The 16775-nt window shown below is 56.8% G+C and carries 12 protein-coding genes; 10 read left to right on the top strand and 2 right to left on the bottom strand.

Annotated features, from left to right (window positions below):
• Window positions 1-68 precede the first annotated feature (68 nt).
• Entirely contained in the window at window positions 69-986 is a 918-nt protein-coding gene (locus NLY42_RS23640; protein WP_023754346.1) for a restriction endonuclease, read from the top strand.
• A 602-nt stretch (window positions 987-1588) separates the two neighbouring features.
• Here NLY42_RS23640 and NLY42_RS23635 read toward each other — a convergent pair.
• Window positions 1589-2704 (bottom strand): hypothetical protein, encoded by a 1116-nt coding sequence (locus NLY42_RS23635; RefSeq protein WP_156933813.1) that lies wholly within the window; start codon window positions 2702-2704, stop codon window positions 1589-1591.
• Between the two features lie 400 nt (window positions 2705-3104).
• On the opposite strand from NLY42_RS23635, the gene NLY42_RS23630 reads away from it, so the two are divergent.
• The 9 genes from NLY42_RS23630 (at window position 3105) to NLY42_RS23590 (ending at window position 15718) form a co-directional block, all read left to right on the top strand.
• A complete protein-coding gene (locus NLY42_RS23630; RefSeq protein WP_156933812.1) occupies window positions 3105-3338 on the top strand; it encodes a hypothetical protein in 234 nt (77 codons plus the stop codon).
• Between the two features lie 208 nt (window positions 3339-3546).
• Entirely contained in the window at window positions 3547-4065 is a 519-nt protein-coding gene (locus tag NLY42_RS23625; RefSeq protein WP_198022188.1) for a DUF483 domain-containing protein, read from the top strand.
• Window positions 4062-5216, top strand: a complete 1155-nt coding sequence (locus tag NLY42_RS23620; RefSeq protein WP_023754349.1) for an FxsB family cyclophane-forming radical SAM/SPASM peptide maturase — start codon at window positions 4062-4064, stop codon at window positions 5214-5216. The genes NLY42_RS23625 and NLY42_RS23620 overlap by 4 nt, the downstream gene beginning before the upstream one ends.
• Complete coding sequence (locus NLY42_RS23615) at window positions 5185-6477, top strand: HEXXH motif domain-containing protein (protein WP_031244676.1); 1293 nt, start codon at window positions 5185-5187, stop codon at window positions 6475-6477. The genes NLY42_RS23620 and NLY42_RS23615 overlap by 32 nt, the downstream gene beginning before the upstream one ends.
• A 106-nt stretch (window positions 6478-6583) precedes the next feature.
• Window positions 6584-8125 carry an aKG-HExxH-type peptide beta-hydroxylase gene (locus tag NLY42_RS23610; RefSeq protein ID WP_198022189.1) on the top strand — a complete coding sequence of 514 codons (1542 nt, stop codon included), beginning with the start codon at window positions 6584-6586 and terminating at the stop codon, window positions 8123-8125.
• A gap of 542 nt (window positions 8126-8667) precedes the next feature.
• Window positions 8668-9669, top strand: a complete 1002-nt coding sequence (locus NLY42_RS23605) for a hypothetical protein (protein ID WP_023754353.1) — start codon at window positions 8668-8670, stop codon at window positions 9667-9669.
• Between the two features lie 259 nt (window positions 9670-9928).
• Window positions 9929-10117 (top strand): hypothetical protein, encoded by a 189-nt coding sequence (locus NLY42_RS23600; RefSeq protein WP_156933810.1) that lies wholly within the window; start codon window positions 9929-9931, stop codon window positions 10115-10117.
• 213 nt (window positions 10118-10330) lie between these two features.
• Window positions 10331-10576, top strand: a complete 246-nt coding sequence (locus tag NLY42_RS23595) for a hypothetical protein (protein ID WP_156933809.1) — start codon at window positions 10331-10333, stop codon at window positions 10574-10576.
• A 1059-nt stretch (window positions 10577-11635) separates the two neighbouring features.
• Window positions 11636-15718, top strand: a complete 4083-nt coding sequence (locus NLY42_RS23590; protein WP_023756451.1) for a hypothetical protein — start codon at window positions 11636-11638, stop codon at window positions 15716-15718.
• Between the two features lie 71 nt (window positions 15719-15789).
• Here NLY42_RS23590 and NLY42_RS23585 read toward each other — a convergent pair whose 3' ends face one another.
• Window positions 15790-16662: a hypothetical protein gene (locus NLY42_RS23585; protein WP_031244671.1), complete on the bottom strand. Its 873-nt coding sequence runs from the start codon at window positions 16660-16662 to the stop codon at window positions 15790-15792.
• Window positions 16663-16775: the final 113 nt, after the last annotated feature.

Raw genomic sequence — 16775 nt, 5'->3', positions numbered from 1 at the left:
GCGACATTCCCACTTGTCAGCGCTCGTCGCCTCAACTGCATCACGCTCATTGGAGGGTTGAAAGCACGATGCCGATCCCTGACTACCAATCGCTCATGCTTCCGGTTCTTGAGGTCGCTTCAAAGGGCGAAACCTCTGTTCCACTGGCCGAGGCCGAGATTGCTGCACGGTTTGGTCTCACCGATGAAGAGCGTGAGCAGCTGTTGCCAAGCGGCAAGCAGCGTGTGCTACACAACCGTATCCACTGGGCGAAGTTCTATATGAGCAAAGCGGGTCTGCTCGCTTCTCCTGCGCGAGGTCGGTTCGTCGCGACCGAAGCAGGTCGGTCACTGCTCACCAGCGGCCCCGACCGTATCGACGTGAAGATGCTTTTGAAACATCCAGAGTTTCGGAGGTTTTACAAAGGCAATGGCTCCGAAAACGATAGTGCAGGGGAGACGCCATCCGACGTCGCCACGGAGGCGACGCCGGAAGAGCAGATCGAAACTGCCTATCAGGCGGTACTAACCGCTTTGCGGGCAGACATTTTGGACAGGATAGGCCAAAACAGTCCGGCCTTCTTCGAGCGGCTCATTGTCGATCTGCTTGTCGCCATGGGCTATGGCGGATCGCATAAGAACGCAGCCGCCCAGCTTGGGCGCTCGGGCGACGGCGGGGTTGATGGCGTAATCAGCGAGGATCGGCTCGGCCTCGATCGTGTATATGTTCAAGCGAAGCGTTACGCTGTCGCAAACGCTATCGGGCGACCTGATGTACAAGGATTCGTTGGCAGTCTCGTGGGGCTAGGAGCGACGAAGGGTGTCTTCGTGACCACCTCGACATTCAGCCCACATGCCCGCGACTTCGTGAAGCACCTATCTCAACGTGTCATTCTGCTCGATGGACGCCAACTTGCCGACTTGATGATCGAGCATGGCGTCGGAGTTCGCGTCAGTCGAGCCGTTGAGTTCAAGCGTCTGGACGAGGATTTCTTCGCCGAGGAATAGCGTGGGATTGATTGCTATTCGTGGGGCATATTCCGCAATGGCGGAAGGGGATCGAAATTCTGATCGCGCGACCACCCCTCAGTGTAAAACACCATTTTCACACTGAGAGATTTGCCCGTCACTATCGAGCACTGCAGCGATCTATCGCAGACCAGGTCTCTTCCCATAATTGAGGTCACCCTCTGTGTCTCAGGCTGTGAAAGGCAAATCGTGCGGCCGTCAAGCGTTCAAAAAACGCTGTTTTCTCGGCGTGCATAAGGGGTTGCAGATTGTCCTTGCCGCTACGAAGGTCTCGACGATCACTGGCATCGCTATGAAGCGAAACCAATACGGCTAACGAAACGATCAAATTCAAAGTTGATGCGGCCTCGACTGCGTTCGGTGCAGGTGTGTTACAATCTGGCGTAGCGCGAATGATTTCGGAACAAGCACTTCACCCTAGGGTGCCTCATAAGTCGGAAAACCTGAGATGGATCACCGCATTCGCGTTGTGCTCTATGTTGTCGACAGTCTGGTAGTTTACGTGGGCGCTTCTCGGGCCTAACGTCCAGATGACAAAAGACAGCATTACGCGGACCGGTCGGCCTACTTTCCTCTGACTGTCACGCGACCCAACGCCGAAAGGCGGCTGGCGATGTTCTCCTGAGTAAGCGGACCAGTGTTGTGATCGGTGAGCAATTGCGGCCGCAGCGATGGTAACGTCGGTTCTTTGCCAATACGCCCGGATGTATCTGAAAAAACCAGGGCGAGAAGAAAATGGACAAGACGCGGCGTCCAAGGGGCGCCCGCGGCTGTCTTGTACCCATCCTTGTTGAGGTGCATGGCCACGTCCCGGGGCTTACGGATCCCCAACCGGGCATAGCTTTTAACGACGGTCCCAGGCGATCGCAAATCTGTGCGACATTGATTTTCGGTCCGTGAAAATGGATCGTCTCCGCCTCGGTCATGTCGGGGCGCTCGCCTTGCCTCAGGGTCGCCTTCTTGATGAGCCGCGCTTTGTTAATAATGGTAGTGGGCACCGGCCGCGCTCGTTCCGGCGCCGGCCGATGAGGAGCCACATTTTCATCGACTGCTTGGCCAAAGGTCGTCCCGTCCATAACGGTGACATGTGACAGGGTTTCAGGATGAAGGAACGAAATGAGGTCCCCCTTCACGCTGACGAAGGCACCATCGGCGATTAAAGCTTTAGGTGCCACGTAGCCGAACATCCGTTTTACGCTGTCCTGGTCAACAGCTTCCGCTACAACCACATGTCGTTCGTCCCGACTCTCTGTCGAAACCACCACCATTAGCCGCCACCCCGCATTACCGGGTGAGGCGGCATCGAACAATCTGGCGGTCCCGGCTGCGGCGACAAGCTCCAGGGTCAGCCCGCGCGCCCTCCTCATGGGCGGGGAGGCAACAACGGGTCCAGGTGCAATCCTGTACGACGGATTGTCGGTACAGGGATGCTTGGGCCACGGATGCCCGAGTTCGTCGAAATAGACACGGCTGCCTTGCCGGTTGGCGTAAAAAAAGACTGCGTCACCGCACACCGGACAGCGCGCGTTCGGGTTAATATAGCAAGCGCTAACAGTCCGGACGGCATTTCTTCCAAGCAGAAGGCGCGCGCCGTGCACGCGCAGGTCGGCTGCGGCCTGCGCTCGGTCGCTTCGCGTCCTGCCGCTGTTGACGCACCAGCCGCAGGTGCAATTTGAATGATGGTTGTGGCCGGTCATTCTTACTCGAATATTTTCTCATGCTGCTGGAAGCATAGCAGGCAGCGTTGGATTGAAAACAAGCGCTCCCGGATGCTGCTACTCACTCGCCTATGAAATTTCTCGACTTAAAAAGTTGCTACTCGTGGAGGGTTCGTTCTCGACCTCCACGCATTCCAACTTCTGCGGCATCGTGCGTTTTCGTAGTCCGATCAGGCCGAATACCGCAAACTACTGATTTACTCGGGTGCAGGGAGCAGATGGACGTTAAGGTGTGGACACGAAACATGCCACGTTACGGGACGGCTTGAATCCGCTGGATTAGACTAGAAAGTGCTTAGAACTGTTGCACTGACTCCGTCTACAGCATAACCTGCACCGTCTCGAATTGCGATGACGGATCGGAAGGGGAATGCCCATCATGTCTAATGGCGAGAACGAGGCGGGCGAGCAGGTTAACGAAGAAAACGGTCGGCCGGCGTTGTCACTACAAGATCTTCTCGATGCGGAATCGGAAGTTCTCAACCGTGTTGGTCGTGACTACGGTCCTGAGCGGACGATGGCTGGACACTACAGTTCAACTACAGGCCATCGGTCGTCTGGGACTCACAGCTCGCATACGAGTGCAAAAGTGGAAAACCCGCTCGACGATTGAGGTGTACACCCTTGAAAACAAATGAGCGGTGATGTCAGCTTCCCACGTTGCGGTCGAGCTCCTTCGGGCGTCGGCTGAATGTCTATCTTTACGACTCGCGGTGCTTCCAGAGATCGCCGCTTTCGCGAACGGAGCAAAGCCAGCGCTGCGATTTGTCGTCAGCCCTAGCGACGCAACGCGCTTGCATGCAGCTGCAACGAGGCTGAGATTGGATGTACGGACGAAACCGATATTCCTCTCGTCCAAGGGAAACGGCTGGAACGAGATCGTTTCCGGCCCGACCGAGAGTTCCCAAGAGCTTATTGTGATCACCCGAGACAATAGCGCCGGAAGACTTCTCGATGCCGAACTGATCGACGCCGTCGAGGCGGGCCTCCTGCTCGGCTACCCGGAATGCTGCGTACGAGCGCTTTCGGGAATCGCTGCTGCCGCCGACCAATGGGCGCTTCATCTTTTAGAAAACGCAAACAAGCCTATCAACGCGCGCCTAAACCGGTTTGCCGCTGAGTGGGGAGGGATTGGCTTAATTGGGGAACTATTCCCTTGCTCGCTGCATTGCGCGGCTGCTGCCTGCTATGCACAATCGTTGTACAATTCAGCGATCTCGCTCGGGCTCTGTCGATTGGCCGAGGCGGCGAAATCTGATGCGCTCGCCAGTGTGAGCGTTAGCCCACTCGGCCGCATATCGCGGGCAAAAGCCAAAGGAACCGTGGAGTTCTACTGGTGACCTTTCGACCTCTCAATGAGTTTATTGTCAAAGTATCATCCCGTTGCAATCTGAACTGCAATTATTGTTACGAATACAATCTCGGTGACCACACCTGGAAGACTCAACCGAAGACGATGAGCGAGCAGACGGCGCGCGCGCTCGGGAGGAGGATTGCAGAACATGCCGCTCGCCACGCCTTACCTAGCGTCTTCGTTTCGCTTCACGGTGGCGAAGTCCTACTGCTTGGCCCGAAGAAGCTGGATGCGATTTGCGGAATTTTATTCGAAGAGGTTGCGCCTTTCGCGGAAGTGCAACTTAGCATGCAAACCAATGCGACGCTCCTCAATGAACATTTCATCGAAGTGATTCGGAGGCGCCAGATTGCTGTCAGCGTCAGCGTAGACGGCGCCAAAGCGGCTCACGATCGACACCGCACCGATCACCGCGGTCGCGGCTCCTTCGACCGCGTCGCACGCGGGATCGAGTTGCTAAGCCGTTCCGTGCCCGAATCTTTCACCGGCTTGCTCGCAGTCATCGACGTAGCCAATGACCCGATAGTTACCTTTGATGCTATCGCCTCACACGGGGTTGAGTTTGTCGACTTCCTGTTGCCGCACCATAACTGGGACTCGCCCCCGCCACGTCCGAACGGTGATCCCATCGCCTACGGGCAATGGTATTGGGAGTTGTACAAGGCTTGGACCTCAGATAGGTACCCGGACATACAGGTGAGATTTCTGGCCAACATCGTTAGCCAGCTCGCTGGTGGCACATCTATCTTCGAAGAGATGACGCTGGCTCCTGCAACACTGATTACTGTCGCGACCGACGGTAGTCTGGAGGCTGTAGACAGCATCAAAAGTACGGCCAGCGGAATTCAGCAGATTGGATTGAACATAGATAAGGACAGTTTCGACGCCGCTTTGGAGGACCCGCTCATCAGTATCCGCCAAGCCGGTGAAGCCCAGCTATGCTCCGAGTGTCGCGCATGTGCTTTTAAGAATGAGTGCGCCGGAGGTTACTTCCCGCATCGATGGGGTCGTGGGGGCGGCTTCAATAATCCCAGCGTGTATTGCACTGATCTTTTCTGGCTTGTCTCGCAAATTAGGGACGATCTCGCTGCGCGCAGGAGGAAACGTGAAGCTCTACTCCATCGCACGGCCCATTGATCTTGCGCGCGTTACCGCGCTCAAATTTCGAAAATCGATGTCAGAGGCCGCGGATAGCTACGCTGACCTGATTTCGCCACGGCTGGATCGCGCCTTCAGCGAAGCGATTCAAGGCCTTGCTGAAACCGCACCCGACACCCCCGCGACACGCGCGTGGGTGCATACAATAAGATATCTGACGCAGCCAGGCGCTCGAGAGCAACCCGTGCCGGATGCGTTCTCGCTGGGTCATGTCGAAGCCGACGGCCCGGACTCAGGCAGGCTCTTCGAACTGCTTTGCTGGGAGGGAGTGGGGGCCTGTCAACTCGCTGCGAGCTGGGATGTTGAGCTTCCCAGTGCTCCGCCTAGCTTGTTTTCGATCGGTGTAGAGGGCGCCTTTGTTGTGGGAGACCCATGGCCGACATCCGGTCGCTGGAGGTTGTCAAGTGGCCAAGATACATCCTTGATCGGGCCGGATTTTGTTGGAACCTCGACTTCTGACCTTTTCTGGAAACCCAATGTTCGTGTCGCGGGTCTGGGAATTGACGCATTCGTTCCACTGAATTCCATGGCCTTAATGAATCGGGATTTCCAGGAATTCCCGATGGTCCGATCTCGCGGTTACTCGGTTACGTGGGCTCCGGTCCTGAAGCGTGCCGCAGAAGCGATCGGAGATTATTCACCGCTGGCGGCAGAATCCGTAAAGGAGTTCGTGCGATGCGTGGTCCCCCTCGTCGGGGGGAACGAGGTGATTGGCAGCGCCAGTCGTGAACAGGCACTTGGGCTTGTGTTTCTACCTGCCTCATCACGGCCCGATCAACTGACGGAATGCCTGTTGCACGAGGCGATGCACCAGTACCTTTTCCGCATAGAGGAGTGCGGGGCCCTGTTTACGAACGACACTGACGACACTGACGTCAATGACAGATACTATTCGCCCTGGCGTACAGATGCGCGTCCGCTGCGCATGACGTTGCATGGGGCTTTCGTCTTTGCTGCCGTCGCTGACCTTTATCTGTGGGAAAATGCCCCGCAGATTTTTCAACTTGACCGAAGCGAATGCATTCGGCGCGCCTATCACAGGGCGAAACAAGTGCAGCAGGCCCTTGGAACGGTTCTAAGTAATGCGACCCTGACCGGATTCGGAAAGATCGTTGTTGAGGCGATTGCATACGATCTTGCAGCGGTTTTTGACGCGGCAGTGCCGTCCAATGCCGATCGGGCGGAAGTTGAGGCTGAGTTGACGGAGCACCGCGAGCGCTATGTCGCTTACTCCCGCTGAGTTTGTGCAAGCTCACGCGAGGGCGCATTCGCTCTCGGTGTTGCGACGTGCACTGACGGAACCCAGTGATGACTCTGGCTTGCTTCGATCTCTGAGGGCGAACGTTGTGGAACAGGCCTGTCTTGATCCAGCGTTCCGCACTTGGGCTGCAGAAATGTCCCTTAGCGGCAGCCCTCCCGATCCACGAACCGCATTGCGGATTATTACCTCTGCCCGTGGCGCGAACGGTGGCGCGAACATTCTACCCGTGACGAAATCGTTGAAAAGCATTGTCGGTCCTCGCCTAGAGTCGCAGCTCGTCGCTGATCCGGAGGTAGTTGGTGCGGCATGGATGACGGTTGAATACTTGCTTGGTCGACTGAGTCTCCATAGGCTCATTCCAGTCGTTCAGGCTGTTGATCTTATCGCTGGACTGCACGGGCCACGCGGAGAAATTCGATCCCTTTCGAGTTTGCAGTTCCCTGGATTTGCCGCTATTGGCGTAGAAAATCCACCGCTTATCCTCGCTGAGCAAGCGGTGCACGAGTCCGCACATGTGACGCTTGCGGCGCGGATTGCGCTGGATACAAATCTCATGCCCCTGACTGACGAGCGGGTCGGCATCCTTTCGCCTTTCACCAATTCGGTACGAACAATCGAGCGTGTCTCGCATGGGATCCTCAGTTATGCGGCTGTTCGTCACTTGTGGCGAGCTGTTGCCTTAGAAGTTAATCCTGAGTTCTGGATGGAGTTGCAGGATCGTGAAAAGGCTTGTGACCTCGTGGCTCGACGTCTGCGTACGCTAGATGCACGCCTCGCCTTGGCAATGATTTGTCTCTTTGACGCAGCAGGGATTGAAGTCTGTAACCTCTTAGTCGATCTGGCTGCTGATTTACTAGAGACAGAACTCGATCACCCCACCAAGTTGGTTTCCCGTCGCCGCGAAGTTGTCACAGCCGCCGGATATCCCGTCAAACCAGCTGGTCTTGGCGCCATTCAGCGTGCGGAACTTGGCGCAGCCACGCGCGGCGACAAAGTCTCGCGCGTTACTCTGCCCTTTGCTGACATTTCGAAGGACGGATTCGCCCTAGTCTCGTCGCTGGCTGTCGTGGCCTCAAGTTGGGTCATCCGATCTGTCCCCGACCCAAGGATCGGTCAGTTCAGCAATATTTCCGGTGACGTAGCCCATGTGCTGGACGCTGATTCCGGAAGCGAGGTCCATCTTTATCTTCATCGGGATCCGGCACTTGCTCGGGAGGCCGCAATTCTCGACATGGATGATCAGGCCGGCGAATTGCTGGGGATCCCGACTTGTTGCCGCGAATGGTTTTTACGTGAGTGGCCGGCCGCACGCCAGGCAGGCGGCGATGCCTTTGCAGTGATGATCAATCAGGCCGCAAGTGGAGGTACGGTTATCGTCGCGTCCGAATGCGACGCTTCTGCAATGTACAGGGGTGGAGGGCTCTGCTGGCACTTTCCTTGCTCGCCATCCTGTCCCGAAACCATCCGCATCGTGCGTGAACGGCGGGAGCGTTTGATGAGATCGGATCCAAGTCTGCTGATGGAACTCGAAACAGCCTATCGATACACCGTCACAATTCGCGAGGATGGGACTTATGTCGATCATGCGACGAGCGAGCACAACGCCGTGATTGTCCACTTCAAATGAGGCTGGGTGGGCGCCCCTCAAACGTGCGTCGGGCGTGCCTCAATTCCGAAATGATCGACCAGATTGGCATTCGCGCCCTAGGGCTTTCCTCAGCTTCGCCGGTCTTTAGGTTCGAAGTAGATACAGATTCTCTTTCACGCCCGACCCATTCGGTTGTCAGTGATGTCACGTGCCGCAGAATAGGAATCCATTCCGGAAGTAGCCACGCCCGTTGAACCCCGGGCTGCGTTGAGTTTTTTTCCCGGCGCTGAGGGGCTTATGTTATCCATGGTCCGAAACTTGTTCGTGTAGTGGTACGCAAGGGAGAGCGCCCGAGAGTTCGAGGGCAGGTTCAGAACGGGCTATGGCAGCGCGACGGATTGGGACGATTTCAGCTGCAAAGATCACACAAAATCCACACCATGCTAAACAATGATGGCTGTATCGACCGCGATCATCTGCGGGCATGACGCGAAACGAATTTAAAAATAAAGAGGGAGGGTTATTTGAGAAAATCACTAGAGAATATTCTGACGTTCGTCCGCAGTGGAAACAATTTCCAAATGGTCACCGTTTTGGTAATTGCTCTGGTGAGTTTTTTGATATTTTACATGCTCTTCCAGGCGTCCGTTTCAAATGATTATTTTAGAGAGATTATCGCGGCGCTAATCGCAACGATTCTTACTGTGACAATTACAACAGTCCTTCTCAAACATCAAACAGCGGGTGAAGAGATAAAAGAAAGGAATGTTGAATTATTTAAGCGCAGAGTTGAGGCGTATGACGGATTCATCGAAATCGCTATATTGGCAGAACAAGACGGTAATTTCGATGAGGCCGAGGCGCAGAATATGCGCAGAAAAATATATAATATGGCCCTACTGTGTTCTTCTGACACACTAGACTTAATTGCAAAGTATTTTAGAGGTCACTTACTCAAAGACGTTGATCATGTTGACTTGATTGATGTCGTTTTTGGGTTGAGAAAGGACCTTAAACTTGCAATTGAAGACGATTTATCCGGTTTAGACATTTACGCCGTTGATAGATTGTTGACGAGTAATTTTAAACTCCGAAAAAAATATATCATTATGAAAGACACCATAGATGATCTCAACGTGGCGGTGATGGGTCAAATTCTTCCAGACGTAATTCCTTTGGGGGCGGCCCCAGATTTTAGTTTCAGCGACACATTTGGTAATCACAACGGTGTGCGATTTGATATTTCATTTACGGGAGGAATCGTCTTTCCTGTGACCATAGAATACCCCCTAAGTGAGGATCAGTTTGAGTCATTGCAGGTCAGGCTTGACATAAATACCGAGGATGCAAATGCAGTGACCAAGGAGAGTGTTCTACGCGCGGCTAAGAATGCTAATTTTGTGTTTATCCAAGAATCAGACTCCGACGAAGAATACCAGCCTTTTATAGAATACACGCTTCGGAGCAGGTGGAATACAGATCAGAGCCGATTGAAAATGTCAGGTATGACAATACCAAAGGCGATTTCGCGTGATATTTTGTCAGTTACATCTCAGTTAAATGAAGTTGGCAGCAGTCGCTAGTGTCAGGATGTATCGGATTGTCGTTTGCCGCGCTAAAGTCGGCTCCCCCGTACGCGACGGTATGCCATTGATGAAGCTGCCGGCGCTGACGCCCGCGGGCCCCGGCAGCGGGGCGCTTCAGGTGGTCGGGGAGGTGGGTTTACTCGCTAGTTCCTCAACGGGAATAGCGTCGGCCGGAGGGATAAAGGCAACATTTCGAGCCCTCGAGTATGCGGACGATGCCAAGGAGCTCTCCCGGTTCCGATCCTTGGCAAGGCGCATGGGTGAGAAAACCTCCGCGGTCCTGAAAGTGTTGAGCAAAGGCGCGATCAAGCTCGGCGGCCTGGTTTATCTGGTCGTATCGGTTTTGATTGCCGTAGTAGGTTGGTTCGCTGGCGCCTCGTGGTTCGTGTTTTCTTTAATCCGCACCTCTCGCCGCTTGATCGGGCACAAGGGGGAGATTGCGTGATTTCGAGGCGTTAAAAACTGGCGCTGGTGAGGCGGGGATTGGTAGAACCGCGGTCGCAGGCTTCGGAACGCCTTCAGCAGGGATATCTATAAGAAAACGACGAAGAACATCGAATTGGTGGGCCGCCGCCCTCCTGATGTCCGGGGTCCTCATGCTTGTCACCGACGGAAAACTTGACAACCCCTTCCTCCTGCCCTGTTGGGCGCGTTTGTGGTGACCGCACTCTTCGCGGGAATGGGGATTGTGGTTGACATTGTTCAGCGACCTAAACGGCTGAAGGCAACTGCCGTAGGCAAGTTCAACGGGCGCTTCTTGGAGGAAAATGGGTTTCGGGAAACAGACGGGGACGACATCAGTCACTACGATGACAGTGGCAAAGCGCTCCGCTTCCTTGAGGCTCAACAAAATCGTCTCAATTTTCATGGCTGTTGGCCGGCGCAGGAAACGGGCGTTTATTGATCTCGACCAGGTCGGCCGGATAGTAAGCTACTCGGGCGTCAAATGACCAGCATGAAGCTGGGAGGCAGGTAACCGAGCTGTGTAACTGGTTTGAGTCGCGGAGCGGCAGTTGGATGTCGAGCTGCAGAAAGCCATCCAGGAAATCGCGCTTTGAGAGAGCCCCGTCCCCAAGTCCGCAAAGTCTCTAGTCGCCGCGCCAGTTCGCAGCCTTTGGCTGACGGAGCAATCACGTCGAGTGACAACTATGGGTGACGATTTGGTTCACGAACCGAACATGCGGGATTTGATGGCCGCGGTCGCAAATGTGCTACTGCATTGGGGCTGGCTGGAGGAAGAAGTCCGCACGCGTATCAAGGCAGTCGACCCAGATCGCCAGTTGTCTGAGCGATCGGTATGGGTCCACTGGCGCGAAGTTGAGCCGGACGCGTGCCAGCGTATCCGAACTAACATTGAGACGCTCGTCGATGTACGAAATTGCCTTGCCCATGGACTGTGCGAAGCAAACGCGGACACACGCTCCGGCAGTGAGCCACACGTCGTTTGTCACACAGGAGCGAGCCAGCGCCATTTCAAGATCTCGGAGCTAGAGCGAGTGGCTGACGCGCTTAACGTGGCAAGGAACGAGGTTCGAGGCGGCCGCGTATGATCGCCCTGGAGAGCGGTGTTGTAATCCTGCCGGTCCTTTCCCTCAGGGTAAAATACGATTTTCACACTATCGGGTGTTCAAAAGCTGCCGCTAGTAGGCCGCTCGCTGCTTTTCTGTTTTCGAGAGGAAGTTTGACGTAAGCAGTCGTTCGCAGAAGACGGCTGATCCTAGACGAGATACAGACAGCTGAATGGAGGCTCGAAGTCGGCTATGCACCGACTCTGCCGGCATTCTACAGGAGGGTTCAGAGTGACCAGAAATAGAACGCCTTCGCGCCTTCATCACTGGGCACGCATTTCCTGCGCACGGCAGAGCCATGGCGCAAGGTCGTCGGCCTTGGATGCCTCTGCTGCAATTGCCATTGCGTGACCCATCGCAAGCTCAAGCGCACTCTCGATCGATCGGAGCAAACAATGCCTTCTGAGCAGGCGGAAGAATTCGTACTTAAGACCGACCAGGCGCCTGAGTTCTGGCAGTTCCTGAATGGGTTACGTGGCGACGACCTGCTTCTAGAGTTAATCGTCAATGAGCTCGACGCACGCTCATCGCGAACCGAAATCCGGTTCGAACCCGACCAACTGGTCTGTCTCGGAAACGGCGATCCGATCGACGCGCCTGGATGGGAGCGGCTGAGCTACATCAAGGGCGCAGGCCACGAAGTCGCGGCCAAAGTCGGCATGTTCGGGGTCAAGAACCACGGCCTCAAGGCGTGCTTTACGCTCGGCAACAGCATCACGTTGCGGTCCGCTGGCCAGCAGATCCTGCAAACGCTGTTCAAGGATGGCAACAACAAACCTCCTTATCCCGGCGTGCGCGTCCCGCCGCGCGACGATTCGGGCGCACCTGTGCGCGGCACCCAGATCGAAGTTCCCTATCGCCGCCGACGCTTCTCCGTGCCGCATGGCGAGGCCATCGAATTCGCGGCCGTGACCGACCCGCAGATCGAGCACGTTTTCAAAGAGGCTGTGGCTACGCTGCCCAAACGGCTCCTGGGCATCATACGGCCCGGGATGCTCGAGCGATACGAGGTGGTCCTCTCGCACCACAAATTGGGCTCGCACACTTTCGCGTTCAGCGCCGGCCGCGTGCGCCGGGAGTCAGGGCTCGTCACCTACTTCCGCGAGTGCAGCGAGATCCTCGCCAATGGCGAGCGGCAGCTCGAACGCGAGCAGGCCTGCCTCACGCTATCGACCGAGCGGTCGCTCGGCAAGGCTCGCTTCTTCCAAGCGGCGGAATACCGATCGGCAGGCAACCGGCTATTTTCCCGCGGCGGTCTCGTCGTCGAAGTTGCCTGGGACGTGGACGCGGGCGGCAAGCTCATACTGGGTATGGGACGCCTGCGTTATCCCGTCGCGTATCCGGGGAATGACACCGGTTCAGCGAGTGGAACCAACGCGCATTACTCAGGGGCGTTTGTCTCCGACACCGAACGGCACGAACTCGCGGCGCAATCGGGCGCATGGAATGATGCGATCATCGGGGCATGCGATGCACTCTTTGCCGACGTCCTCGCCAAGCTGCTCATCCCACGCCACGGCGCGAGGGCGCTCGACTTGCTTGGTACCCTTGCAGGCGAACGGCTGCTGTCCTTTGCCAACCGCCTGTTGGCGGCTCGCGCGTTTCCGGCAATCGACGCGCAGGGCAAGCCTGTCCGCCACAAGCAAGGATCGCTGCTGGCCGTCCCGGTTTATGAGGGCAGGGAGCGCGATTGGTCCGCTGCGCTCGCTAAAGTCGCGCCTGCCTCATTGCCTATCCTCGATCCCAAGACCCCTGCAGCGCTGGTCCAGCTGCTCGCAACCGGAAGCTGTACCGGATGGGGCAATGATCACCTGAGATACGACGGACAAGATGTTCTGGATCGCCTAGAAGCCTCTGACGCCGAGCATTTCCCATGGCGCAACGAGGCGGAATGGCTTCGATCGCTGGGCGATCCGGCCATCGCGAGAGTGTATCTCGACGCGCTGCACCCTTTTTTGAGCGGCTTCGCCGTGGCTGCTCGCCCCAGCGGCGCTACCGCGCATCTGCCGGACGGCGAGGGCAAAATCAATCCCCTGTCAAGGCTGAAGCGTGGCGCTTCGATTCCATCCGAGCTCCAGCTCGATGTCCCTCCCACGATCCATCCTGATCTGCGCGGGCATCCTGTCTTCAAGCTCGAAGGCTGGCATCTCGAAGGCTATGCGCTGCGCAATCTTCTTCGCGATGGCGACCTCGCGAACAAATCGGTCGCGGTCCGCAAGCGCTTCTTCACTTGGCTCGCCGCCAACCCGGATGAGCTTGCCCGCGACGACTGGCCCGCGGTCAAAAACCTGCCAATCTGGCCTGCGGTCGACGGCACGGTCTACGCCTTCGATGAGCTGTGCTTGCCGAAAGGCAAGGTCGCGACATTGCTCGGTGACCATATTGCTAGACCGACGCGCGAAGTGCGCGTGCTCTGCAACAAGCTCAAGGGCAGCCGCGCCCGGCTGACCTTGCGCGAGGAACCAAGTACAACCGAGGTCATGGCCTTCTATTCGGATCGGCTCGCGGCGTTTCCGCCCGCCCGCCCGCTGGAGGCAAATGAGCGCTCCGCCTTTCATGCGCTCGAATCTGCGCTCGCGGCACTCGCCAGTTCGAAGCGAGTAGCAGGGGTGCTGCGCTCGCTACGCGCGAGCGCGGTCGGACTCAGCCTCGCGGGCGAAATAAAGCCGGCCAATGTGCTCGTCCGCGGCAGCGGCGAGACGGCTCGGCTGGTGCTTCAGCCGAAGGACCTGATCGATCGCCCGACGCTCGACCTCGATGCGGTCCTGCCGCCCGCGCGCAATCCGACCGCGCAGATGGCCCTTGACGCGTTGCGCGATGACCCCGGCAATGAGCGCGCGCTTCTGCCGCGGCTGGTGGTCATCACCGAGGCCGATGATCCCGAGATCGCCTCGGAGGTCCGCCAGATCCCGTGCCTCCCCTTCGGAAACGGCCTAGTCGCTCCGGATCGTCTCGCGTTCAAGGGCAATCTCGGCGAACTCTGGGGCGGGTGGAAGCTCCAGATCAGCGGCGAAGGGCTGGCCGACAATGTCCAGGAGCTTTATCGCAAGGCTGGCGTCATCCGCGGCATCCCGACACCGGAGACGTCGCGCGCCTATTTCGAATGGCTCAACGCGCAGCCCCAGGCGACGCGAACCGCCCAGATCGGCTGCATCATGCGGCACCTCCACCACCCGAAAGCCGTCGACAGCTGGCTGATGCAGCCGCCCGAACTGGGCTGCATCCCGGTCGAAGACAATGGCGGGGTCGAACTGCTCGCCGCCACGGCGGCACGCCGTGTAGCGGTCGTCGACGACCTGCCCGAGCTCGCCGCAGCGATCCGCGGCGACATGCTCAATCGGAAATTGCGGCTGGCGATCCACAGCGTCCCTAACGTGCGAAACCCGATCGCCGATGAATTACGGCACTGGCAGATCCCCGCCCTCTCGTCGCTCGCAACAGAACCCGTCAACCCCGCTGGCCGTGACCAGGAACCGGCTACGGAGAGCTTTCTCGAGACCGTCCATGCGATGGCAGGTGCGAACGCCGGCAAGCTCTTCCGGAAGCAGCTGCAGGAATTCGATGTTTCTCAGAACCTGATCGAACTGCAGTTCCAGCGCCGTCTGCTCGCAATCAAGCGGGTGGTAATCGCGAGCGGTCTGACCGTCCAGTTCAAGGTGCGGGGCCGCCAATATCGAGCGGCGCGCGAATGGGTAGTACTGCCGAACGAAATCTGGCTCGATCGCGACGGCGACCTCGACGACCTGCTGATGAAGGCGATCGCAGACATGGTATTCCTGAAACCCCGGCTTCGATGGCTGAGTTCGGTCCTGAAGGACGCGCTCCGCCACCGTACCCGCGACTTTCGGGCAACGCAGGAACCGGACAGCTACGAGCAGGACGGCTATGATGAGAAATCGGCCGAGGAAAAAACCGGCGAGTCTCCCCAGCCGCATCCAGGATCGGAGCCAGATTCGAAACGCAACTATCCGAAACCGGGCGAGCTATATTCCGGCGGCGGTATCCGAAACTCTACGCGAAGCGGCGGAAGCAATCGGCCGCAAGTGGTCGCCGAGGACATCCAGCGCGTGCAACTGAAGACCGATCACTATGCTTCGCATTGTCAGATCGAGCTTGCCCGCCGTCCGCCAAATGAACTGGCACCGGTCGGATCCTATGCGCAACATGCAGAGAACCGTATCCGCATGCTCGAAGGTCATCACCCTGACAAGACGTCGTCTGGTGGCGCACGCCATGCGGGCAACCTGCTTATCCTCTCGAAGGTGAACCACGATGGGATCGGCACGCGACTGAGCCGCGCTGACGTTACGAAGGCACTTCGCGACCGGTGGACCCCACACCGTATCGAGCAAGCAGATGGATCGACTTGGCTAGAAGGTGGGATCGCGCAGGCGATCGATCGAGTATCAGGCGAGCGGATTCCCATATTCTTCACAAATTGGCATCGAGACTATTGGTTGAAGATGGCGCCGAGCTGAAGGTCGGCGGTGTTAGAATGCAGGCCAAAGCAAATATGTCCTCCAAACAGGCGAACTATCGTCGGTCGTATTCAGTCAAAGAGCCGGGTAAGACGACACCTGGTTTCTTCATCTCCCTTCTTTAATGTGCGCTTGGCTACCTTCGTAGCCCGCTCTAGGAGCGCGGCACCCTTCCCACCACCGAAGGCAAGTTCTGGAATTGTTCGAGTTCCCATGACCTCAACCATTCGGACGGCATGACCGGGGCGGATCTCTCGCTTTCTTTGCTTGAACCGCCCGGTAGCTACCGTGAAGACCTCCCCGGTCTGCCTATCTACATCCTCCCTCTTCATCGGATAGACGTTGTGCTCGGAGCAGGGGGCCTTGAACGAATACCAGACCCGTCCGAGGATATCCTTGGCCGAAAAGGCCTCGGCATGACCTGACGGAGCACCAGGAAGGAGCGAGGGGTATTGTTTGGTGACCTTGTTCACCAGGTGTCTAACGGCGTCGCGTTTGCATCCCCATACGATGGCGTGGACATGCCACGACACCGTTGTCTCCCTGGCGAGGCCGGCCTTTGCCAAGTTGGGATAAATAGCAGCTTCGACACAGGCGATGAAATGACATTTACCAAGGTGCCGTCTGGCCCATCGGATAATGCGTCCGACATCCATCGCTGACGCCTGTGAGATTGGAACCGCAAACTTCAATGGAGTCAAAGTGACGAAATGATACTTGGCTGTCTTGCCTTGCTTGTTGATCAGGCCCTTGAGGCTTCTGTGAACAGATTTGGCGAAAGCGATCCGCGACCTTTTGTTGATGGCATATAGGTGTTTGGCCTCTCGTTCGAGCAGCGCATCGCGCAACGCAATGGTCAGAAGTTGTGCACCTAAAGGGGTGTGAAGCTTTTTCGTGATGGCCTTTTCGATTTTTTCATGCGCGTTGATAAATACGCGTTTCATCAGTACCGGCTCTCTTTTCATTTCGGTATTCCCTAAAAAAACAATGGTTACATAAATATAATTTGTATACATTATGATCTATATAACCATTTTGATGATAATCAGGTAATGTA

Origin of the sequence: Mesorhizobium sp. C372A (assembly GCF_030323245.1) — a bacterium.
In the GTDB taxonomy this organism is placed as follows: domain Bacteria; phylum Pseudomonadota; class Alphaproteobacteria; order Rhizobiales; family Rhizobiaceae; genus Mesorhizobium.
This window is presented reverse-complemented; position numbering and strand designations above follow the sequence as displayed.